The organism is Gemmatimonas sp. (assembly GCF_027531815.1).
In the GTDB taxonomy this organism is placed as follows: Bacteria; Gemmatimonadota; Gemmatimonadetes; order Gemmatimonadales; family Gemmatimonadaceae; genus Gemmatimonas.
Genome location: NZ_JAPZSK010000014.1, coordinates 19,211 through 40,334, shown reverse-complemented (window position 1 = coordinate 40,334; position 21,124 = coordinate 19,211). Strand labels below are relative to the sequence as shown.

The following is a 21,124-nucleotide window of genomic DNA, read 5'->3' as shown; positions in this document are numbered from 1 at the left end:
AGAGCCGACGGGGGCAGGCGGGTCGCCGCCACATCCGATTCTACGTGCCACGTGGCGGTTCCGCTCGGCGGCTTCACCGTTACGTTCCGCCCGGCGCCGCATTGAAAAAGCGCCCGGAGCGACCGAGACTCCCTGCGGCGCGCGGCGCGGCGTGCCGAGGTATCGTCGGATGTTTCCCGCACCTGATCACGAATGCCCCCTATTTCTATCCGAAAGGGTAGCGCGCTGGCGCTGCTGGTCGCCCTCTCCGCCGCTCCTGCCGGCGCGCAGCCCTGGATTACGCGGCATCAGGACGCCCTGTGGGTGGGCGCCTTCGTGGACGAGCCCATAACCAAGCGCACCGCCCTCTGGTTCGATGGGTCGTGGCGGCGCATGGACCTCGGCGCCGATCCGCAGCAACTGCTGTTGCGCCCCGGCGTGCAGGTCACGCTGGCGCCGGGGGTCCGAGTGGCCGGAGGGTACGCGTACATCGCCACGGCCCCGTACGGCAACCTGCCTGCAGCCACATCCACCCGCGAGCACCGCAGCTGGCAGCAGATCTCGTTGAGTCACCGCGCCGGTCCGTTTACCATGAGCCATCGCTACCGTCTGGAGCAGCGGTGGATCCATCCGCTCCTGGCGGTGATGGGCTCCGACGACCGCGAGGCCGGCCCCACCGCCTACCAGAATCGCCTGCGGTACATGCCGCGAGCGCAGGCCAACCTGGGGTCACTCACGCTGCAGGGGCGCCCGCTCATCGGTTTCGTTTGGGACGAACTGCTCATGCCGCTGGGGGGCGGGGCCCAGACCTTCACGATCGGCCAGAACCGGGCCACGGTGGGGGTCGGGGTACCGCTCTCGCCCCGCGTTCGCGCCGAAGTGGGCTACATGAACCTGTACAACGCCTTGGCGGCGCGGCGGGCCAACGAGGTGAATCACACCCTTTGGCTGTCGTGGCACTGGAGCGGGCGATGACGCGCTTCACACACCGGGTTGAGGCCGTGGGCCGCGGGCGCCGCCGTGGTGCGAAGGCGGTGCCAACGCCGTAACGCCGAGGAACGATCACGTGCCGACGGCCAGCGGTCGTGAACGCGGGCGGCGCCTATGCATGACGTACCTGGGGCCGGACCCCGTGGGAGCCCGGCCCCAAGCCCTGCCAAGGCGGCAGTGTCTCGTGGTTACTTGCCCGTGTCGAGCATCGCCTCGATCTGGTCGCGCGCGTCCTGCAGGTGCGCGCGCGTGGCACGGTCTCCCGTGCGGCCAATCGCCGCGGCCAGCTCGCGGTCGAGGGTCCGCATTTCGTCCTTGAGCAGCGGACGGAAGTCGCGCGTGTTCACGATGGGACCAAAGAACGCCGCGAGCGCCACGTCCTGCGCGCTGGGTGCGGCGGGCTTGATCTTGCTCGCCATGGCCTCGAGGTACGTGGCCTGCAGCCGGCGGCGATAGGCATCGACAGCCTGCCCCGCGTAGATCTCCTTCCAGAGCCCGCGGCGCAGGTCGGTGAGCATCTCGCCCAGCGAGTACACCGACGCCTTGCTGCCCGCTGTGGCCTCGAGTTCGATCATGCGCTGCAGGCGGGCGTTGCTCACGAGGCTCGAAAGCACACGCGCCTGGGCCCCGGCGACGCGTCCGATGTTGCCGTCGGACTCGAGCTTGCGCAGGATGGACACGTCGGTGAGGTACGCCGGCGTGGTGAAGACCTCGTCGTTGAGGAACTTCATGGCCGTCTTCTGGCGCGCGCGCGGCACCGGCGTCCACACCGGCCCGCTCTGGCTCACACGCTTTTCCTGCCGGTCCACGCCGCCGATGATCTTGGTCACGTGGTTGGCTTCGAGCGTCCACTGGCCGATCACGCCGTCGTAGGTCTCCTTGAGCAGCGAGAAGTCCTTGGTCTTGTCGGCGGTGGAGGCGGGCTCCACCAGCTTCATGATGCGGGCGATGTTCTTGAAGCCCAGCGTGGTGGCGCGTACAGCGTCGGCGTCGCCCACGGATTCCGTCTGCTCACCCGGATCGGCCTGGCCGGCGCTGGCGTCATCGGAGAAGCGATACCACGGGATGCTGTCCTGCAGGCGTGCCCATTCGTCGAGCTTGGGCAGTTCCGCTTCCGGCGTGCGCGCGGCGGCAATGGGGGCATAGCCCCACATGGTCGCGAACTTGTCGTAGGGTCCCACCTTCGGCGTGAGCGTTTCGAGCGGCAGGTTGTCCTCGGGCTGCGCCACGTAGTTGAAGCGGGCGTAGTCCATGATGCTGGGCGAGTGCCCCATCTTGGTGACCCAGCTGCGGCTCCGGATGGAGTCGAGCGGGTACATGGAGCTGCCCTTGAAGTTGTGGCGGAAGCCCAGCGTGTGCCCCACCTCGTGCGCCACCACGAACTGCACGAGCCGCCCCATGAGCGTGTCGGGGAAGGGGAAGCGCTGCGCGCGCTTGTCGAGGTGCCCAACCTGCGAGAAGTACCACTCGCGCTGGAGGTCCAGAATGTTGTGGTACATCTGCACGTCGGCGTCGAGAATCTCGCCGGTGCGCGGGTCCACGAGGCTTGGTCCCTGCGCGTTGGCGGTGGGGGACGGGAGCCAGCGGATCATCGTCACGCTCGCGTCTTCACCGGAGAAATCGGGGTCGTTGGCCGGGGCGTCGGCGGCCACGATGCCCTTGGCGAAGCCCGCCGCTTCGAACGCCTCCTGCCACTCCTCGATACCGGCGCGAATGAACGGCTTGAGGTACGACGGTGTGGCGGGGTCCACGTAGTACGTGATGGGCTTCTTCGGCACGCACAGGGCGCCGACCTTCTGGTCGCTGCACTCGAGACGCCAGCGCTTGATGTAGTCGCGCGAGACCACGCGCTGCTCGTTGGAGCCGAAGTCGCGCTTGGGCGTGACGAAGTAGCCCACGCGCCGGTCGTAGAGGCGCGGCATCATGGGCTCGTCGGGCAGACGCACGAGCGAAAAGGTGTAGGCCTCCGTCGTGGCGTTGCCGCTGCCGCCGCCGAGCCCCGGAATGGGGAGGCCGGGAATGCCGCCACCCGGCGCCGCGGTGTACGTCTGCACGGCGGTCACATTCACGTTGCGCGGGAAGGCGCTGAACTTGTCGATGAACGAGCGATTCGCATCGACGGTGGCGCGACGACCGCGCGCGGTGAACTCCGGCACGCCGCCGGTGAACATGCGCGTCACTTCCACGACTGCGGCGCTGTCCTTGCCGTACGCCTCCACGTTGAGCGTGGCGACGATGGGGAAGAACGAGATGAGGTTCATCGCCTGCCGCGACTGCTGCGTGCTGTCGCTGGCCACGTTGAGATACGTGGCTTCACGCACCAGGATGCGGTTGTCACGCCGCTCGAAGCGGATGACGCGCTCGGGCCCGTACAGGCTGCCGTTGATCGCGTCGCTGGCGCCGGCGAGCACGGTGGTGACGAGGAAGTCCTTCCCCTGCTGCGCGGCGGGAATCTCGAAATAGAGACGCGACCCCACCTGATGGACGGCAAAAACGCCCTGCTTGCTGCGCGCGCGCGGCGTGACGACGGTGGCGTAGGGGCGCGGGTTGGGCTCGGCCTGCCCGCCGAGTGCGCCGGCGAGGCCGGGAATGTTGGGGAGGCCGGCGGGGGGCTGTCCCGGCGCCGGCTGCCCGGGGGCGGGCTGGCCTGGCGCGGGCGGCTGGTTGGGCGCGGCGTTGGTGGTGGGGCGGTTGGCGGGCGTCGGCGCCGCGGTCGGCTTCTTGGCCGGCGAGCAGGCGGCGATCGCGAGGCCAGCCACCGCAAACGGCATGGTGCGGAGGCGCATTGGACCTGACGAGGGGTGGGAAGAATGCCCGCAGCGGCGGCGGGACACTGGAGTCTACGGCCCTCGCCGTCCCACGGGCAGTGGGCGTCCGTCAGGGTGGGGCAGAAACGGCAGGCGGCGGCGCAGGCAGGTGCCCGCGCCGCCGCCCTCGCGCGCTTCGTCTTTCGTGGTGGTCAGTCCTGCGGCGGCATCACCACGAGCTGGTACGTGACCGTATGTTCCCCGAAGGCGTAGACCAAACGATGCGTACCGGCGGGAAGCGCGAGGTCCGTTCCCAGTCGCGCGATGCCTTCCGCATTGGCGACGAGGGACAGCTGGGCCTGCGCTTCGTCGCTGTCAGCCGCGAAGATCGTGGCGGTCAAGGGCACGTCCGAGACCGGGTTGCCGTACTGATCGAGCACGCGCACCGGTGCCCCGTTGAACGGCTTGCCGGCCGAGAGCGTATCGGTCGTCATGGCCATGGCTTCGAGCTTGCTGGGATCGGCCGCCTGCACGCGAAGGACGAACTCCACGTCGTCGCTGCCCAGCGCCGCCGTGACGGTCGCCGTGCCCGCCTTGGACCCGGCCTGGAAGACGGCGCGGGCCACACCGGCGGCGTCGGTCTGCGCCGAAACCGCGGTGACGCGCCCGTCGCCGCTCAGCGTCCAGGTGACGGTCGCGCCGGCCACCGGGGCGCCCGAGGGTACGTAGAAGCGCACGGCCAAGGTATCCAGCCCTTCCTGCATGACGGGAATGAGCTGGTTGTCGCCACCGATCACCATGGCGCGGACTACGGCGGTGTCTTCGGTAGGGGAGACAGGGCTGCCGGATTCGGAGCAGGCGGTGGCAGCGGTGAGGGCGCACAGCGAAAGGACGGTAGCGGCGCGACGGAACATGGACACTCCTGAGCGATGGCGAATGAGATGAAATACTTCGCCATTTCGTTTCGTCCCTACCTGCTCGTGACTTGAGTCACGATTTCGCCGTTTGTCACTACGACGAGCGTTTTCGTCACAGTCTCACCGCCCGGCGTGCCACGAAACGGCGGCGGGTCGCCCGCCGCCGTGATACGGGGGTCCGCGGCGACCCTACTTCTCCGTGTCGAGCATCTTCCGGATCTGGTCGCGTGCGTCTTCCAGGTGCGCCTTGCTCATGCGGTCGCCGGTGCGGGCGATCGCGGCCACGAGATCGGCGTCGAGGGCGCGCATTTCCGCCTTGAGGATGGGGCGGAAGTCCGCCGTGCCCACGGGGGCCGCGGCGCCACGGCCCCCGCCGGGCCCCTGCGGCGCCGCGGCCTGCGCCGGCGGGTTGATCTTGCTGGCCATGGCCTCGAGATACACGCGCTGCAACCGACGACGGAAGGCGTCGATGGGGGCGCCGGTCTGGAGCTCCTTCCAGATCCCCGCGCGCAGGTCGGCGAGCATGTCGGCTATGGAGTACACCTCGTTGCGCGCCGCCAGTGCCTCGAACTCAAGCATGCGCTGCAGCCGTTCGTTGCTCACCACACTCGCCAGGGAACGCGCCTGCGCGTTGCCCACGCGATTGAGGCTGCCGCTTGGCTCGAGCTTGCGGAGAATGTTCTGGTCGAGCAGCCACGTGGGCGTGGTGTACGCGTGGTCGAGCAGGAACTGCAGCGCCGCTTTCTGGCGCGCCGGCTCCACGGGGCGGTACACGGGCCCCTTCTGCCCCACGTACTTCTCCTGCTTGTACTGCCCGCCGATCACGCGCGCCACATGCCCCATCTCGGTGGCCCACTGGCCAACGAGACGGCCGTACAACTCCTCGAGATCGTCGAAGGTCGTGCCCTCCTTCCAGGCGGTCGCGCTCTCCAGCATGGCCATCGTGCGCTTGAGATTCTTCACGCCGAGCGTGGTGGCCTGCACGGCGTCGGCATCACCCACCGCTTCGGACTGCTCACCCGGATCCGCGCCGCCCGCGCCGGCATCGCTCGCGAAGCGGTACCAGGGAATGCTGTCCTGCATGCGCGTCCACTTCTCGAGCGTGGGCTTTTCGTCTTCCGGGGTCTTCGCGTTGGGGATGGGCGTGTACCCCCACATCACGGCGTACGTGTCGTACGGCCCGACCTTGGGGATGAGATCGTCGAGGTCGATGTTGTCCTCGGGCTGCGCCACGTAGTTGAAACGCGCGTAGTCCATGAGGGTGGGCGTGTGCCCCATCTTCTTCACCCACGTGCGGCTGCGCACCGAGTCCACGGGATACATGGAGCTGGCCTTGAAGTTGTGCGGGAAGCCCAGGGTGTGCCCCACTTCGTGGGCGGTCACGTATTCCACGAGTCGCCCCATGAGCGTGTCGGGGAAGGGGAGCTTCTGCGCGCGCTTGTCGAGGTGTCCCACCTGCGTGAAGTACCACGAGCGATTGAGGTTCATCGCGTTGAGGTACGTCTGTACGTCGGCGTCGAGAATTTCGCCGGTGCGCGGATCGCGCAGTGACGGCCCCACGGCGTTTTCGGTGGCGCTGGGGAGCCAGCGCACCATGGCCACGGTGGCGTCTTCTCCCGAGAAGTCGGGGTCGTTGGCGGGCGGCTCGGCGGCCACGATGCCCTTGTGGAAGCCGGCGGCTTCGAAGGCCACCTGCCAGTCTTCGATGCCCTTGCGGATCCACGGCTTGATCCACGCCGGCGTGGCGGGATCGAGGTAGTACGTGATGGGCTTCTTGGGCACGCAGAGGCTGCCCACCTTCTTGTCGCTGCACTCGAGGCGCCAGCGGCCGATGTAGCGCTTGCTCTCCACGCGCTGCGTGGCGCCGCTGAAATCGCGCTGCGTGACGCCGAAGTAGCCCACGCGCTCGTCGAGCAGACGCGGCTTCATGGGGTCTTCGGGCAGCTTGGCGAAGGAGAAGGTGTACATCTCCGTGGTGGGCGCGTTGGCGTTGGCGGCCCCCGGGGCTCCGGGGAAGCCGGCGCCGGGCGCGCCACCCTGCGGCGTGAAGCTCTGCACCGCCGTGACGTTCACGTTCTTCGCGTAGGCCGCGAACTTCTCGACGTACGAACGCGCCGCGTCGACCGTGGCGCGGCGCCCGAGGGCGGTGTATTCGGGCACGCCGCCGGTGAACATGCGGGTGACCTCCACCACCACCGCGCTGTCGGGGCCGTACGCGTCCACGTTGAGTGCGGCGAGAATCCTGGTCACGCCGATGAGCTGCGCGGCGAGCTGCTGCGACGACGCGGTGTCGGCGATGATGTCACGATACGCCGCCTCGCGCACGAAGAGCCGATTCTCGCGCCGTTCGAAGCGCACGAGGTTGTTGCCGCCCTGCGTGCCACGGATGCCGATCTCGTCGGGGGTGCCGGCGAGCGTGGTCACGACCACGTAGTCCTTGCCGAGTTCACGGCGCGGAATCTCGAAATAGAGACGCGATCCCACCTGGTGCACCTTGAACACGCCACTCTTGGTGACGGCGGGAGCGTTCGGCGTGAGGCTGGCTTGGAGATCGGAACGGTCGGACGTCGGATAATCGGATGCGTCGGAGGTCGGATGTCCGATGTCGGATGTCGGATAAATGCCCGAAATCGGAGTCGGGAAACGGCTTTCGGAGGTCGGAGGTCGGATGCTACGAGGGCGGCGGAGGGGATGACTGCTTCAGGTGGCGGCGGAGGCCGTAGAGCATCATGCGTACACCAGCGATTTCGCTGACGATGAATGACAGGCGGGGATCGTGCACTCCGAGTCGGGCACAGAGGCTGAGAATGCGCTCGACTTCGTTGCATGAGCCAATGGCCGTCTCGAGGAATGCAATGACACGCGGCGGCGAATGGTATCCGCAGGCTTCACCGAGGTTGAGCGAAATCGAGGCCGACGCGCGCACGAGCTGATTGCGCAGTCCCGGCCAGAAATCCGCGAGCCTTCGACGGTGCCGCGACGCGTACGCGTGAACCACCACCGTGAGCGCATCGGCGCGCTGCACCACCAGCAGTCGATAGGGATTGTGCGGCATGCCCCACGATAGAGCACGCGCACGATTCCCCCTCACCGAATCCACGCCCGCGTCATCACCCCGACGCACGAGGGGGAGCATCCGACCTCCGACCTCCGAAAGCCGTTTCCCGACTCCGATTTCGGGCATTCATCCGACGTCCGACCTCCGACGCATCCGATCATCCGACGTCCGAACGTCCGCCACCGGCCGCCACCGGCCCCCCAGCGTCCTCCCCCGCCTGACGAGCAAGCCGCACAACCTTCAGCGCCTGCGACGGGACGGACACGGTCAGCAGCGTGCCCTCGCTCCAGGTGGTGATGATCTCGAGGCCGTCCACCATGAGCGAAATCTGTTCGCCGCGTACGGTCGTGGCGGCGTGCACGGTCTTCCCCGAAGAGGTGATGAACAGGGTGAGGGAATCGCGGTGCGCCTGCTGGGCGAACCACGCCAGGTAGGCGGTGTGCAGCATCGAGCGCCCCAGCAAGGGGATGGCGCCCGGGGTGGTGGGGAGCGGCTGAGCCGTGCGCTCGCCCTGCCTGGTGGTGGTGACCAAGACGATGTCCCCCACCGTGAGAAAGTCGGTTTCCTGCAGCGGGAGGATGCTCCCCGCGCCGCCGGGGGGATAGATCGCCAGACTGAGCAACGTGGGCGCGCCCTCGGCGAGCTGATGCTCCCAGACCAGCCGCGGGCGACCGGGGGCAACGAGCACGCCGCGCAGCGAGGCGGACTCGTGCCGCACGCCTTCAAAGGCAATGGTGTCGGCGCCCTGGATGTAGGCGTAGATCACCGCGGCGCTGTCGGTGGGCACGACCTGTGCCTCCACCGAGCGGGTGGAGACCAGGAGCAGCAGCAGCGGGGGCAGAAATCGCAGCATGCGCATACGAAGCAGCGGCGGCGCGTGGGATGCAACTGGCGCGCGGCCGTCGTCAGGGGCGCTGCGGATGTCGTCGGCTGTCGTATGCACGCTGCGCGCGATCCAGCTCGTTCTGGATGCCACTCACGCCGAGGCCGGCCACCACGATCATGGCGGGCGAGAGCACCAGCAGGGCCACGGTAAGCGTCTCGCTCGTTGCTCCGTGCGCGCCGCACCAGAGCATCCACTGGACAAGCATGAAGGTGCACACGACCTGCAGATTCACCACGTCCATGAAGCGCTGCATGCGTGCGATCACGCCACCGCGATACTCCACGGGGAGCCGCTGCAGCTGCTCCTTCCCCGAGAAGTTGAACAGCGCCGGACGATGCGGCAGCTGCGTGCGGATCCACTCGAGCCCGGCGAAGATGGCCACGGCGATCAGCACCGGCATCCCCCACGCGTACGGCGAGCGGGGTACGAAGCCGCCGGCGCGCCCATCCGCGCCGATGTTCTGCGGAATGGACGCGGGGAGCTGCGGATACGCGAACACGGCGCCGATGACGAGTGCGCCAAGGACCAGCCATACCAGGGTGCGAAGCGGGGTCATTGGAGAACGGCGCGAAGGGGTGTGCGCGGTCAGCGCGTCACGCGCAGCGTCCACTCCACCAAGGCCCCCAGCACCTCGGCACGGACCTTCGTGTCGGTGAGCGCCGCATAGCCGGTGGGCGATCCGCTGGAGTCGGTGAGGAAGAGATGATTGGTGGCGGGAAAGCGGCGCAGCGTCACGGCACGATTGCCCGCGCCGCGCAGTGCCGCCGCGAGCGTTTCAGCTTGCTCGGGGGTGACCTGCATGTCGGTGTCGCCCTGCAGTACGAGCACCGGTTGCGTCACGCGACGGGCCGTCACGAGGGGATCGGTGGTCATGAAGTAGCGCATCCAGCGATTGGTGCGCTGCAGCGAGTCGAGGGCGGCCGGCACCGTACGGCGCAGCGAATCCCGTTGCGCCTCGGTGACCGGCGCGGCCCGGATGCCGTTCTCGTTCTGGTACTCGAGCACCTTGCGGCCGGTGATCGCCGGTCCGGCCAGCAGCGCGATGGCGCGGATGCGGGCGTCCTTCACGGCCGCGAGGGGCGCAATGAGGCCACCCTCGCTGTGCCCGGCGAGCACAATGCGCGTGCCATCCACATCGGGGCGGCTGCGCAGGTACTGCACCACGCTCAGCACGTCGTCGGCGAAGTCCTCGCTGGTGGCGCTGTCACGCGACGCCCGGCCGCCGCTCTCGCCCACGCCGCGATCATCGTAGCGGAGCACGGCGATGCCGCGCCGGCCCAACGTGTCGGCGATGTCGCGAAAGGGCGCGTAGTCCCTGATGCCCGGGAGGCGCGAATCGCGATCCTGCGGTCCGCTGCCGCTGATGGTAACCAGCACCGGCACGCTGCCCCGTGCGACGTTCGGCTTGGTGAGCGTACCCGCCAGCGTGTAGCCGCGCGGCGTGGGGATGATGACGTGCTCACTCGTGTACGGGGCGTTGGCGGGCGCGTCGTAGCTGATGGGGGCCGCCGGCGCCAGCGATACCGGCCCCCCGGCCCGTACGGCGCGCAGGTTTTGCATCGGCACCCGCACCTCGTCGGGAATACCATCGCGCCCGATGATCATGATGGCCATGCCGGCCATCGCCATCGTGGTTGTGTCACCCTGCCGTGTGATGGTGGCGTCGAATGCCTGCGCGCCCTGCGCGAGCACCACCGGCAGGACGGTGCGCGCCGTTTCGCGCGCCAGCTGCGTGAGCAGGGCGCTGTGCATGAGCGAACTGTTGAGCAGCGCCACGGCGCCCGGACGAATGGCCACCATCTGCGGACGCATGGCGCCGCGCATCCCCACCTCGACCGCCATGGAGTCCCCACGCGGCGCGAAGCTGGCGATCTGCACCGGCGCCGCGTCGGCCGCACTGCCGGCCGCAAACACCGTGAGGGTGAGGCGGAGCGGCGTGCGCAGCTGCTCCCATTCCACGCGCGGCTGCCCGCGGTACGCCAGCGACCCCTTCACCACCCCGTCGCCCGGGACGACGGTCTCGGTGGCGATGGTGTCGGTGCCGCGCAGGTAGACGAAGGTGACGGGCGCCTGCTGTGCATGCAGTCGCGCCGGCAGCAGGCCGGCCAGGCGCACCAGCGCCAGCGCGCCAAGGCACAGCGAGACGGCACGCCACTGCCGGGCGGGACGAGAGGAATGGATCATGATGCGTCGGGTTCGGTGATGTCGGATGGATCAGGTGCAGGAGCCACATCAGCCGATGACCGCCCCTTCGGCGCGCGCCCCGCCTCGCGAAGCGCACGCCGCAACAGGAACTCGACCTGCCCGTTGAGGCTGCGCAGATCGTCGTTCGCCCAGCGCTGCACGGCATCCAGCAGCTCCCGGTCGACGCGCAGCAGAAACGACTTGCGGTCAGCCATGGAAGGGGGGCGCGTGCAGCCTGGGGGACAACGGCATGGTCACGTGTACAGCGAGCCGGTGTTCACCACCGGTTGCGTGGACCGTTCGGAGCAGAGCACGACGAGCAGGTTGCTCACCATGGCCGCCTTGCGTTCACCATCAAGATCCACAATGTCGCGTTCCTTGAGCGACGCGAGGGCCAGCTCCACCATGCCCACGGCCCCCTCCACAATGGTTTGACGCGCCGCCACGATGGCGCTCGCCTGTTGCCGCTGCAGCATGGCCGCCGCGATCTCCGGAGAGTAAGCGAGGTGGCTGATGCGCGCCTCGATCACTTCCACTCCGGCCTTCGACAGCCGGTCGACGAGGGCCTTGGCGAGTCCCTTGTTGACTTCGTCCTGGTTGGTGCTGAGCGCGATCTCGCCGGTGCCGTGCGCATCGTAGGGGTGCTGCGATGCGAGGGCCCGCAGTGCGCTCTCACTCTGCACGGCCACGTACTGCACGTAGTCGTTCACCTCGAACAGCGCCTCGGCGGTGTCCACCACCCGCCACACCACGATGGCCCCGATCTCCACCGGGTTGGAGTAGGCGTCGTTCACCTTGAGCTTGTTCGTTTCGAAGTTGCGCACACGCAGCGACACGGCCGTCTTGGACATGAACGGATTGACCCACCAGAGCCCCGGCTCACGTACGGTACCCTTGTAGGTGCCGAAGAGGGTGAGCGCCTTCCCCTCGTTGGGCTCCACGGTGAAGAGCCCCGGGAGGCAGAGGCCGAACAGGGTCCCGACGATGATGCTGGGGATGGCGAGGCCGAAATCGTTGGCGCGGGCGCCGATGTAGAAGCCGTAGACGCCGCCGGCGAGCAGCGCCATGAGAATGACGGCGGCGAGGAGGCCGTTGGTGGGCTTGACAGAGATTTCGCGAAGCATGGAGGGGACCGGTTGGATGTGGTATTGAAGTGATATCACTTCAATAGCATCCTACGCTAGCCCCCGGAGGCCGGTTTCACCCCACGCTACCCCTGAATCGCGCCGTCTGACGGACTCCCGCTCCCGCTTGCGGCGCCCGTGGCTGCCTCTCATATGTGAAGGATCGTTCTTGACGCCTTAACGCCCCACCTGAAGGAGCTGCGTTCGTGCCGTCCACTCGCTTCACCGGTCTCGCACTCGCGGCCGGTCTGTTCGCTCCCGGCCTGCTCGCGGCACAGGCCGCCCGGCCGGCCGCCCGTCCGGCCTCGGCTCGCGCCGCCGCCCCCGCGTCGCTGGCCGCCGGCTTCGACACCGCGGCCCTCTCCGCCATCCGCTGGCGCGAAATCGGCCCCTACCGCGGCGGCCGCTCCGTGGCTGTCGCCGGTTCGGTGGCGCGCCCCAAGGAATACTGGATGGGCACCACCGGCAGCGGGGTCTTCAAGACCACCGACGGCGGCGAAAGCTGGCTCCCCATGACCGACCGCCACTTCGGCGGTACGGTGGGCGCCGTGGCCGTGGCGCCGAGCAACCCGGACGTGGTGTACGTGGGCGGCGGCGAGTTTGCCATTCGCGGCAACGTGTCGCACGGCGACGGCATGTGGAAGACTACCGACGGCGGCCGCACGTGGACCAACATCGGCCTCAATGACACCCGGCAGATCGCCAAGGTGCGCGTGCACCCCACCAACCCCGATCTCGTGTACGTCGCGGCGCAGGGGCACGTGTGGGGCCCCAACGCCGAGCGTGGTCTCTTCCGCAGCAAGGACGGCGGCAAGTCGTGGCAGAAGATCCTCTTCCGCGATGACAGCACCGGCGCCGCCGACCTGGTCATGGACCCGAGCAATCCCAACGTGCTCTACGCCGGCTTCTGGCAGGCGCACCGCAAGCCGTGGATGCTCGTTTCCGGCGGCAAGGGCTCGGGATTGTTCAAGAGCATCGATGGCGGCGACACGTGGACGGAGATCACCAAGAACCCCGGTCTCCCCACCGGCCTGTGGGGGAACATCGGCATCACCGTGAGCGGTGCCAATCCGCGGCGCGTGTATGCGCTCATCGAAGCCGATCAGGGTGGCGTGTATCGCTCCGACGATGCCGGGGCCACCTGGCAGCGCGTGAATGACGAGCGCAAGCTGCGGCAGCGGGCGTGGTACTACTCCAAGATCTACGCCGATCCCAAGAACCCCGACGTGGTGTACGCGTCGAACGTGCAGTTCCAGGTGTCGAAGGACGCCGGCAAGACGTGGAGCAATCTCAACCCGCCGCACGGCGATTCACACGACCTGTGGATTGCCCCCGACGATGCGGGGCGCATGATCGAAGCAGACGACGGCGGCGCGAGTGTGAGCACCGACACCGGGAAGACGTGGACGGCGCAGGACTTCGCCACGGCGCAGTTCTACCACGTCACGACCACCAATCACTTTCCGTACCAGATCTGCGGGGCGCAGCAGGACAACAGCACGCTGTGCGGCCCCTCGCGCGCGCGCGGCGGCATCACGATGGACATGTGGAAGGATGCTGGCGGCGGCGAGTCGGGGTTCATCGCGGCGCTCCCCGACAAGCCGGACATCGTCTTCGCCGGCAGCTACGGCGGCTTCCTGACGCGCAAGGACATGCGCACGGGGCTCGAGCGCGACGTGAATCCGTGGCCGCTCAACCCCATGGGGCACGACGCGAAGGACGCGAAGTACCGCATGCAGTGGACCTTCCCCATCTTCGTGAGCCCGCATGACCCCAAGACGGTCTACGTCGGCTCGAACGTGCTCTTCAAGACCACGAACGAAGGGGACAGCTACACGGCCATCTCCCCCGACCTGTCGCGCAACGACCCGCGTACGCTGGGCCCGTCGGGCGGCCCCATCACCAAGGACCAGACGGGTGTGGAAACCTACGGCACCGTCTTCGCGGTGTCGGAGTCGCCGGTGCTGAAGGGAACGATCTGGGCGGGGACCGACGACGGACTGGTGCACCTCACGCGCAATGGCGGCACCACGTGGACCAATGTGACGCCGCCGCTGCTCAAGGAGCGCGAGTGGGCTCGCGTCTCCATCGTCGAGGCGAGCCACTTCAACGCCGGCACCGCCTACGTGGCGGCCAACCGGTTCCAGATGGACGATCAGGAGCCGTACCTGTTCAAGACCACCGATTTCGGCCGCACGTGGACGCGCATCGACGCGGGCATTCCGCGCACCGAGTTCACGCGCGTCATCCGTGAGGACGACACGCGTCCGGGGCTGCTCTTTGCGGGCACGGAACGCGGCATCTGGGCATCGCTCGACGATGGCGCCACCTGGTTCTCGCTCAAGCGCAACCTGCCCATCGTGCCGGTGCACGACCTCGCCATCAAAGACGGCGATCTCATCGCGGGCACGCACGGGCGGTCGTTCTACGTGATCGATGACATCGGCGTGCTGCGGCAGCTGTCGGCCGAGGTGATCGCGAAGCGCGCCCACCTGTTCACTCCGCGGCCGTCGTATCGCATCAACTGGGGCGGCGGTTTCCAGATTGGGCAGTCGTCGAGCCCCGTGGGGCAGAACCCGCCCAACGGCGCGATCGTGTACTACTGGCTCAAGGACAAGGCCAACAAGGTCACGGTTGAATTCCGCGACAGCACCGGGCGGACGGTGCGCTCCTTCTCGAGCGACGAGGCGGCACCCACCGCCGGTGGCGGTGGCCGTCGGGCGGTGGCTGGCGATCGGCCGCCCACCAACGCCGCCGGCATGAACACCTTCTCGTGGAATCTGCGCGAAGGCGACGCCACGACCTTCCCGGGGATGATTCTCTGGGCCGGTGTGACGACGGGGCCGCTGGTGCTCCCCGGCAACTACACGGTGCGGCTGCTGGTGGACGGGGCGCCCGCGGGTGATGCCAAGCTGCTCGTGAAGAAGGACCCGCGCAGCGAGGCGACGCCGCTCGACCTCGTGGCGCAGTACAAGCTGCTCATGGCCATCCGTGACCGCACGACCGACGCCAACGACGCCGTGCGCACGGTGCGCAACGTGCGCAATCAGGCCAAGGCGCGCATGACGCAGGTGGGCGCGGACTCCGCGAAGTACGCGCAGCTCGTGAAGGAGCTCGACACGAAGATCAGCGCCATGGAGGCAGAGATCTACCAGGTGAAGAACCAGTCGGGACAGGACCCGCTCAACTTCCCCATCAAGGTCAACAACCAGATTGCGGCGCTGGCGGGTGTGGTGGGGAGCACCGAGGCGCGTCCCACGAAGCAGTCGCAGCAGGTCTTCGACCTCCTGACCAAGGAGCTCGAGGGGTATCTGGTGGAGCTGCGGAAGACGTATCAGGAGCTCATCCCGCCCATTGACGAGCTGCTCAAGAAGCACGGCCACCCGGCCATTGAAGTGAAGCCTGCCGATACCCCGCAGGCACGGCAGACCAGCGCCGAGGACGAGGTGACGAGTACGCGGTGGTAGTTCGCGCGCCGCGCGTTGCTGACCACTGACAACGCGAACGGCACACGACAAACTCCCCCGGAGATCACGTGATGTCCGGGGGAGTTTGCAGTTCCCAGTTGGCGTCTTCAGTGGTCAGTGCGCGATGCACTGTTGGCGGCCAATCGCCGGATACTCGCCATGCCCACCGCCGGGCCGAGCGCCAGCACGGGGAACGCCCACGACCACCCCGCGCGCGCCACAAGCACGGGCACGAGTTGAATGGCCGCGGCAGTAAGCAGGAAGCCAAGGGACGTTTGCAGCGTGAGCGCCGTGCCCACGGCGTGGGCCGGTACACTCTCGGTGACCATGACCGAGAACTGCGCGCTGTCGGCGATGACGAAGAACCCCCACACCAGCGCGACAGGGGCGAGGAGCCACAGCGAGCGGCCGAAGGTGAGGCCGATGAGCAGCGCACAGGCGCCGCTGATGGCCATGGAGAGGTTCACCAGCCACGCGCGCCCGCGCCGGTCGGCTACTGCACCGCCCCAGAGGCAGCCGAGGCCACCCACCGCGAGGGCGGCAAAGGCCACAACGGACGCCGGCGCGCTGGCTGCTTCGTGATGGCCTTGCTGCGCCGCCATGCTGGCGGCCACGAACACCGGCAGCCACGTCCAGGCTGCATACAGCTCCCACATGTGGCCGAGGTAGCCCCCCATGGCGAGACGCCAGGGACGCTGCCCAACGACCTCGCCAACGAGACGCCACGAAAAGGGGCGCGCCGGAAAGGCGTATGGCCCCTCGGTGTAGCCCAACCACACGAGGCCGGCGGCGACGAGGGCGGCCCCGGAGGCGGCCACGGTGACGTAGCCGATCGTTGCCCCGGGCAGCGCCTTCACCAGATAGGGGAGCGCCTTGCCCACCGTGAGCGCTCCCACGATGGCCCCCACGGCGAACCCGCGCCTCGCCCGAAACCAGGTGGCGATCATCTTCATGGCCGGCGGATACACGCCGGCCAGACAGAGCCCCGTGAGCACGCGCCACGGCAACGTCTCTGCGAGGGAGTCGGCCGTGAGCACCAGCAGATTGGCCACGGCGGCACCCGCGGCGCTCGTCGCGAAGAGTCGGCGGGCCGGCACGAGGTCTGCCAGGTTGAGCAGCGCCGACAGGGCGGTGCCCAGCACGAAGCCCAGTTGCACCGCCGTGGTCAGCCATGCCGTCTCGCCAGCGGTCAGCTCCCACTGCTGTTGGTACTGGGGCGCTACGGCGCTGGCGGCGAACCACAGTGACATGCCGAGCAGCTCGGCCAGCGCCACCAGCCACAGCATGCGCCATCGTGCGGGAGCGATGTCGCCGGCGTCGTTGCTCACGACGACGTGGGCGTATCCACGGTGGCCGGTACACCCAGTTCGCGGGCCACGGCCAACAGAAAGCGTTCCGGCCGCGCGCCGTTGCCACCGATGCTGCGCACGAACCGCACCAGCAGGTTGGGCACCGCGACCGCTTCGACGATGGTGGCCCTACTGCCCTGCGCCATCTCGGTGACGTGCACCGTCCAGGTGCCCATGGGGGCGCCGTCGTCGGTGACGAGTTCGAACTGCACGGTCGTTGGCGGCGATTCGTGCACCACGCGCATGGCGGGCAGGTCGGCACACCACCGCGGCGGGCCGTCGGCGGCCCGGAGCCGGGCAAAGAGATCGGCCGCCTGGCAGGGGGTCGTCAATGCGCGGGTGGCCACGCGCTCCCTCGGTGACATGGCCCCACCGACCAGCATGGCCAGCACCACCGCCACGATGGCGGCCATGACCAGCAGGATCCAGTTCATCACGGCGCAGTTACCCGGTTGGCGCGCGGCGTGACTCCCGGGCCCCGTCGAGTGCGGCGCGCACGCGGCGGGCCAGATCGAGTGACGTGAAGGGCTTGGGGAGCAGTGACCGTGTCTCGGCGGTCAACCCGGCGAGCAATTCGGAGTCTTCGGTGTAGCCGGAGACGTACAGCACCTGTATGCCGGGGCGGCTCCGGGTGAGGCGATCGGCCAGTTCGCGCCCGTTCATCCCCGGCATCACCACATCGGTGACGAGCAGATCGATGGGCCCAGGGAAGGCGTGCGACAGGGCGAGCGCTCCCTCGCCATCGGCGGCGGCGAGCACACGATAGCCTCGCCGCTCGAGCGCGGCCACGGCCACGGTGCGCACGGCGGCTTCATCTTCACTGAGCAGCACGGTCTCCTGTCCGTCGAGCTGCTCCGGCGGCTCATCCAGTACGGTGGCCACCGCGACGGTGCCCGCGCGTCGTGGCAGCAGCAGGTGCATGGTGGTGCCCTCTCCCGGGGCGGAGTCCACACGAATCTCGCCCCCCAGCTGATCCATCACGTTGGACGCCAGCGCGAGTCCCAGCCCGGAGCCCTTGCCCTTGGGCTTGGTCGTGAAGAACGGCTCGAAGATGTGCTGCCGCACCTGCTCACTCATCCCCATGCCCTCGTCGCGCACGCGAATCGCCATCCATTCCAGCTGCTTATCGAGGCGCAGCCGGCGAATTTCGGTCGCGTCGAGCACCGCCGTGACGATCGTGACTCGACCACCCTGCGGCATGGCGTCGCGGGCATTGCTCACGAGGTTGAGCAGCGTCTGTTCCAGCTGCGCGGCATCGGCGTGCACCGTGCCCACGGCGCTGTCCAGTTCGATGGCCACTTCGATGTTTTCGCCGATGACGCGCCGCAGCAGACGGTCGAGGCCACGGACCATCTCATTGGGGTCGAGCATCGTCGGCTGCAGCATCTGCCGGCGGCTCATCGCGAGAATCTGGCGCGACAGCTCGGTGCCGCGTACGGCGAGGGTCCGAATCTCGCTCACGTCCTCGCGCACCATGCTGTCGGCGGGCAGCTGCGTGAGGAGCAGGTCGCAATACCCGAGCATCCCGGTGAGCAGGTTGTTGAAGTCGTGGGAAATGCCACCGGCGAAGGTGCCGATCGCTTCCATCTTCTGCGACTGCCGCAGCTGCTCCTCACTGCGCGACAGGGCGCGTTCCGCCTCGCGGCGCGCGGTCACATCGATGCCGACGCTCAGCCAGCTGGCGCGCCCCAGCCGACGCGAGCTGGTGGTGATGACCTCCATCTCGATGCGCTGCCCGACGGCGGTGCGATGCATCCAGGTCCCGGCGGTCTGACGTGCTTCGGAGAAGGGGAGCCGGGCGCCGCTGAAACGCGGCAGCTCCTCGGGGTCGAGCAGATCGACGATGCGCTTGAACAGGAAGGTGTCGCGATCGTATCCGTATTTCTCAATGGCGGCCTCATTCACCGCCAGGATGTTCGTCGTCTCGGCGTCCCACGCCCACATGGGGAGCGGGTTGGATTCGAACAGGAAGCGATAGCGCCGCTCGTTGTCGGCCAGGGCCGCATTGCGACGCTCGACGGTATCGGCCATCTGGTTGAGCGCCAGCGCCAGCAGCCCGATCTCGTCGCTCGAGCGAATGGTGGAGCGGTGTCCGCTCACACCGGCGGCGAGGGCATGCGCATCGGCGGTGAGTGACTCGACGGCGGTGACGATCATGGAGCCCACCGCGTAGGCGAGCCCCAGCGACAGCGCCAGCGAGAGCGCCAGCAGCGCGACGCGGTACGACCCGCTGGCGCGCACATCGAAGAAGACGGCAATGATGGTAGGTGGCGTGAGCGCCACCAGCACCATGAGCAGCAGGCGTGCACGCAGCCCGAGCCCCCGCGCGGCCGTCAGCGTGTCGACGGCCGGCGACGAGTCGCTGGGGGTGCTGAGCGAGTCGGGCACGCGGCAGGACTCAGCGCGGGGTGCGATCCTCGCTCGGCGGCGCGACCGCCATGCCCATGGCATGGTAGCCCTTGTCCACGTAGACCGTGGATCCGGTGATGCCGCTCGCGAGGGGGCTGCAGAGGAACGCCGCCGTGGTCCCCACCTCACGAGCGGACAGCTCTTCGGGGATGGGGGAATTGGCGGTGCAGTATTTCACCATGTTCTCGATGATGCCGATCGCGCTTGCCGCGCGTGAGGCATACGGGCCCGCCGAGATGGTGTTCACGCGGTGGCCCCACTGGCGCCCGGCCTCGTACGCGAGCAGCCGGGTATCGCTCTCGAGCTGGGCCTTGGCCGACGACATGCCGCCGCCATACCCCGGGATGGCCTTTTCGCTGGCCATGTAGGTGAGAGAGCAGAATGCCCCGCCCTGACGCATGAGCGGCCCGAGCCGCTGCACCATGGACACGAGCGAATACGCACTGGCGCTGGAGGCCGCGAGATAGCCGGCGCGGCTCACTTCGAGCAGCGGCTTCTTGACTTCGGGCCCGTTGGCCAGCGAGTGGAAGACGATGTCGAGCGGCTGTTCGCCGAAATCGGCGACCAGACGATTGGCGACCCCGCTGATGGAATAGTCACCCAGATCCTTGTAGCGCTTGTTCTCGCGGACCTCTTCCGGGACATCGTCGAACGCGTCGAACATGGCGTCGAGCGGATAGATACGCTCGAAGGTGAGCTTGGAGCCATCGGGCATGGCCCGGCTCTCTTCGAGCTTCCCGCGTTCGAACAGGTTGAGGAAGATGTTGAGCGCCGGCGGCCAGGTGGCGACACACACGCTGGCTCCCGCTTCGGCGAACGCCTTGGCGATGGCCCAGCCGAAGCCGTTGTCATCGGCGACACCCGCCACGAGGGCGCGCTTGCCGGTCAGGTCGATGGGTAGCATGGGCGAAACATAGTCTACCGGGCCGCGCGTGTGAGGCGGTCACGTACACCGTCCCATCCGGGCGCGTCTGGTGGCGCCTCGATGAGGATCAGCCCTGCGTTCGCCTGATCGGCATCGTGCAGTGCGCTATACAGGGTGCGCGCATAGGCGGCCGGATCGTCTGGCATGCGGCGCTGCTGCACGTGATCGGGCAGCAAGCGGTCGCCGTGGCCCAGCGGGCCCGTGCGCACGAGCGCGTGCACGGGCACTGCGCCCTGGTCGTCGCGCTGCCGTTCGGCATGCCAGCGCTCGAGCGCTTCCTCGATTTCCGCACGCTGTGCCGTGTCGAAGAGCCACACATCGGCGCGGGGGGCGTAATGGCGATCGGCCATGCCTGGCGACCGTGGGATCGCATCGGGGCCTTGGGGCAGCGCCGTCAGGTCGTGGGCAATGCGTCGGACCGCATGCCGCACGGGCATGCCGAGCGGAGCCAGCACGCGTTCGAGTGACTCGCGGCCCAGCATGCCCGGACGCAGGATGATGACCTCCTCGCCCGTGCAGTCCACCACCGTGCTCTCGATGCCCACGCTGCACGGGCCGCCGTTGAGCACCAGCGGTACCCGATCGCCCAGCGACTGCACGACGTGCCAGGCCGTGGTGGGGCTGATCTGCGTGAAGCGGTTGGCACTCGGCGCCGCAATCGGCACGCCTGCCGCGCGCAGCAGTGCCAGCGCCACGGGGTGCGCCGGTACCCGCACGGCCACCGCGTCGAGTCCCGCCGTGGCCACCGCAGGAACGTGGGCCGCCTTGGGCACCACCAGCGTCAGTGGCCCCGGCCAGAACGCCTCAGCCAGCATCTGGGCGCTGGCCGGCCATTCGCGAGCGAGGGCCCGCGCCGCGTCAATGGAGGGGACGTGCGCAATGACGGGGTTCCACGCGGGGCGTCCCTTGGCGGCGTAAATGCGTTGAACCGCAGCCGGGTCGAGGGCGTTGGCCCCGAGGCCGTACACCGTCTCCGTGGGAAACGCGACCAGTTCGCCCGCCTGCAGCCGCGCGGCGGCGTCGGCGATGACGGCGGCCTCAGGATACGTGGTGTCGACCGGGACGACGGACATGGCCGAAAGCTAGCAT

At 68.4% G+C, this 21,124-nt stretch carries 16 protein-coding genes; 2 read left to right on the top strand and 14 right to left on the bottom strand.

From position 1 onward, the window contains the following. The first annotated feature begins 192 nt into the window (after window positions 1–192). Entirely contained in the window at window positions 193–954 is a 762-nt protein-coding gene (locus O9271_RS15705; protein ID WP_298271728.1) for a DUF2490 domain-containing protein, read from the top strand. A 203-nt stretch (window positions 955–1,157) separates the two neighbouring features. Here O9271_RS15705 and O9271_RS15700 read toward each other — a convergent pair whose 3' ends face one another. The 9 genes from O9271_RS15700 to O9271_RS15660 all read right to left on the bottom strand — a co-directional run bounded on the left by O9271_RS15700 (window position 1,158) and on the right by O9271_RS15660 (window position 11,885). Next, on the bottom strand, window positions 1,158–3,755 hold the full coding sequence (locus O9271_RS15700) for a zinc-dependent metalloprotease (RefSeq protein ID WP_298271726.1): 2,598 nt from the start codon (window positions 3,753–3,755) through the stop codon (window positions 1,158–1,160). 173 nt (window positions 3,756–3,928) lie between these two features. Continuing rightward, complete coding sequence (locus O9271_RS15695; protein ID WP_298271723.1) at window positions 3,929–4,630, bottom strand: Ig-like domain-containing protein; 702 nt, start codon at window positions 4,628–4,630, stop codon at window positions 3,929–3,931. A 192-nt stretch (window positions 4,631–4,822) separates the two neighbouring features. Then, window positions 4,823–7,237, bottom strand: a complete 2,415-nt coding sequence (locus O9271_RS15690) for a zinc-dependent metalloprotease (RefSeq protein WP_298272199.1) — start codon at window positions 7,235–7,237, stop codon at window positions 4,823–4,825. Between the two features lie 67 nt (window positions 7,238–7,304). Beyond that, a complete protein-coding gene (locus O9271_RS15685) occupies window positions 7,305–7,688 on the bottom strand; it encodes a four helix bundle protein (protein ID WP_298271721.1) in 384 nt (127 codons plus the stop codon). A 160-nt stretch (window positions 7,689–7,848) separates the two neighbouring features. Then, window positions 7,849–8,544 carry a hypothetical protein gene (locus O9271_RS15680; protein WP_298271718.1) on the bottom strand — a complete coding sequence of 232 codons (696 nt, stop codon included), beginning with the start codon at window positions 8,542–8,544 and terminating at the stop codon, window positions 7,849–7,851. Between the two features lie 52 nt (window positions 8,545–8,596). Continuing rightward, the gene (locus tag O9271_RS15675; protein ID WP_298271715.1) at window positions 8,597–9,133 is read right to left on the bottom strand and encodes a DUF1648 domain-containing protein; all 537 of its coding nucleotides are present in this window, start codon (window positions 9,131–9,133) and stop codon (window positions 8,597–8,599) included. A gap of 29 nt (window positions 9,134–9,162) precedes the next feature. Continuing rightward, complete coding sequence (locus O9271_RS15670; RefSeq protein WP_298271712.1) at window positions 9,163–10,761, bottom strand: alpha/beta fold hydrolase; 1,599 nt, start codon at window positions 10,759–10,761, stop codon at window positions 9,163–9,165. Beyond that, a complete protein-coding gene (locus O9271_RS15665) occupies window positions 10,758–10,976 on the bottom strand; it encodes a hypothetical protein (protein ID WP_298271710.1) in 219 nt (72 codons plus the stop codon). Before O9271_RS15665 ends, O9271_RS15670 begins: the two co-directional genes overlap by 4 nt. A 39-nt stretch (window positions 10,977–11,015) precedes the next feature. After that, window positions 11,016–11,885 (bottom strand): SPFH domain-containing protein, encoded by an 870-nt coding sequence (locus tag O9271_RS15660; protein WP_298271708.1) that lies wholly within the window; start codon window positions 11,883–11,885, stop codon window positions 11,016–11,018. Window positions 11,886–12,091: 206 nt separating this feature from the next. On the opposite strand from O9271_RS15660, the gene O9271_RS15655 reads away from it, so the two are divergent. Beyond that, a complete protein-coding gene (locus O9271_RS15655; RefSeq protein WP_298271706.1) occupies window positions 12,092–15,352 on the top strand; it encodes an exo-alpha-sialidase in 3,261 nt (1,086 codons plus the stop codon). A gap of 107 nt (window positions 15,353–15,459) precedes the next feature. Here the strand turns inward: O9271_RS15655 and O9271_RS15650 are convergent, their stop codons facing one another. Genes O9271_RS15650 through O9271_RS15630 form a run of 5 tightly spaced genes read right to left on the bottom strand, consistent with a single transcriptional unit; the run spans window position 15,460 to window position 21,108 of the window. Further along, on the bottom strand, window positions 15,460–16,680 hold the full coding sequence (locus tag O9271_RS15650) for an MFS transporter (protein ID WP_298271704.1): 1,221 nt from the start codon (window positions 16,678–16,680) through the stop codon (window positions 15,460–15,462). Beyond that, on the bottom strand, window positions 16,677–17,138 hold the full coding sequence (locus O9271_RS15645) for a hypothetical protein (RefSeq protein WP_298271702.1): 462 nt from the start codon (window positions 17,136–17,138) through the stop codon (window positions 16,677–16,679). The genes O9271_RS15650 and O9271_RS15645 overlap by 4 nt, the downstream gene beginning before the upstream one ends. Before the next feature lie 7 nt (window positions 17,139–17,145). Next, entirely contained in the window at window positions 17,146–19,089 is a 1,944-nt protein-coding gene (locus O9271_RS15640; protein ID WP_298271700.1) for an ATP-binding protein, read from the bottom strand. Window positions 19,090–19,099: 10 nt separating this feature from the next. After that, window positions 19,100–20,014: an enoyl-[acyl-carrier-protein] reductase gene (locus O9271_RS15635; protein WP_298271697.1), complete on the bottom strand. Its 915-nt coding sequence runs from the start codon at window positions 20,012–20,014 to the stop codon at window positions 19,100–19,102. A gap of 14 nt (window positions 20,015–20,028) precedes the next feature. Beyond that, window positions 20,029–21,108 carry an L-threonylcarbamoyladenylate synthase gene (locus tag O9271_RS15630; protein ID WP_298271695.1) on the bottom strand — a complete coding sequence of 360 codons (1,080 nt, stop codon included), beginning with the start codon at window positions 21,106–21,108 and terminating at the stop codon, window positions 20,029–20,031. Window positions 21,109–21,124: the final 16 nt, after the last annotated feature.

Excerpts from the sequence above, each read along its gene's own strand:
- O9271_RS15665 (WP_298271710.1), bottom strand. The coding sequence starts at position 10,976 with ATGGCTGACCGCAAGTCGTTTCTGCTGCGCGTCGACCGGGAGCTGCTG.
- O9271_RS15675 (WP_298271715.1), bottom strand. The coding sequence starts at position 9,133 with ATGACCCCGCTTCGCACCCTGGTATGGCTGGTCCTTGGCGCACTCGTC.
- O9271_RS15700 (WP_298271726.1), bottom strand. The coding sequence starts at position 3,755 with ATGCGCCTCCGCACCATGCCGTTTGCGGTGGCTGGCCTCGCGATCGCC.
- O9271_RS15660 (WP_298271708.1), bottom strand. The coding sequence starts at position 11,885 with ATGCTTCGCGAAATCTCTGTCAAGCCCACCAACGGCCTCCTCGCCGCC.
- O9271_RS15630 (WP_298271695.1), bottom strand. The coding sequence starts at position 21,108 with ATGTCCGTCGTCCCGGTCGACACCACGTATCCTGAGGCCGCCGTCATC.
- O9271_RS15695 (WP_298271723.1), bottom strand. The coding sequence starts at position 4,630 with ATGTTCCGTCGCGCCGCTACCGTCCTTTCGCTGTGCGCCCTCACCGCT.
- O9271_RS15680 (WP_298271718.1), bottom strand. The coding sequence starts at position 8,544 with ATGCTGCGATTTCTGCCCCCGCTGCTGCTGCTCCTGGTCTCCACCCGC.
- O9271_RS15635 (WP_298271697.1), bottom strand. The coding sequence starts at position 20,014 with ATGCTACCCATCGACCTGACCGGCAAGCGCGCCCTCGTGGCGGGTGTC.
- O9271_RS15705 (WP_298271728.1), top strand. The coding sequence starts at position 193 with ATGCCCCCTATTTCTATCCGAAAGGGTAGCGCGCTGGCGCTGCTGGTC.
- O9271_RS15685 (WP_298271721.1), bottom strand. The coding sequence starts at position 7,688 with ATGCCGCACAATCCCTATCGACTGCTGGTGGTGCAGCGCGCCGATGCG.
- O9271_RS15670 (WP_298271712.1), bottom strand. The coding sequence starts at position 10,761 with ATGATCCATTCCTCTCGTCCCGCCCGGCAGTGGCGTGCCGTCTCGCTG.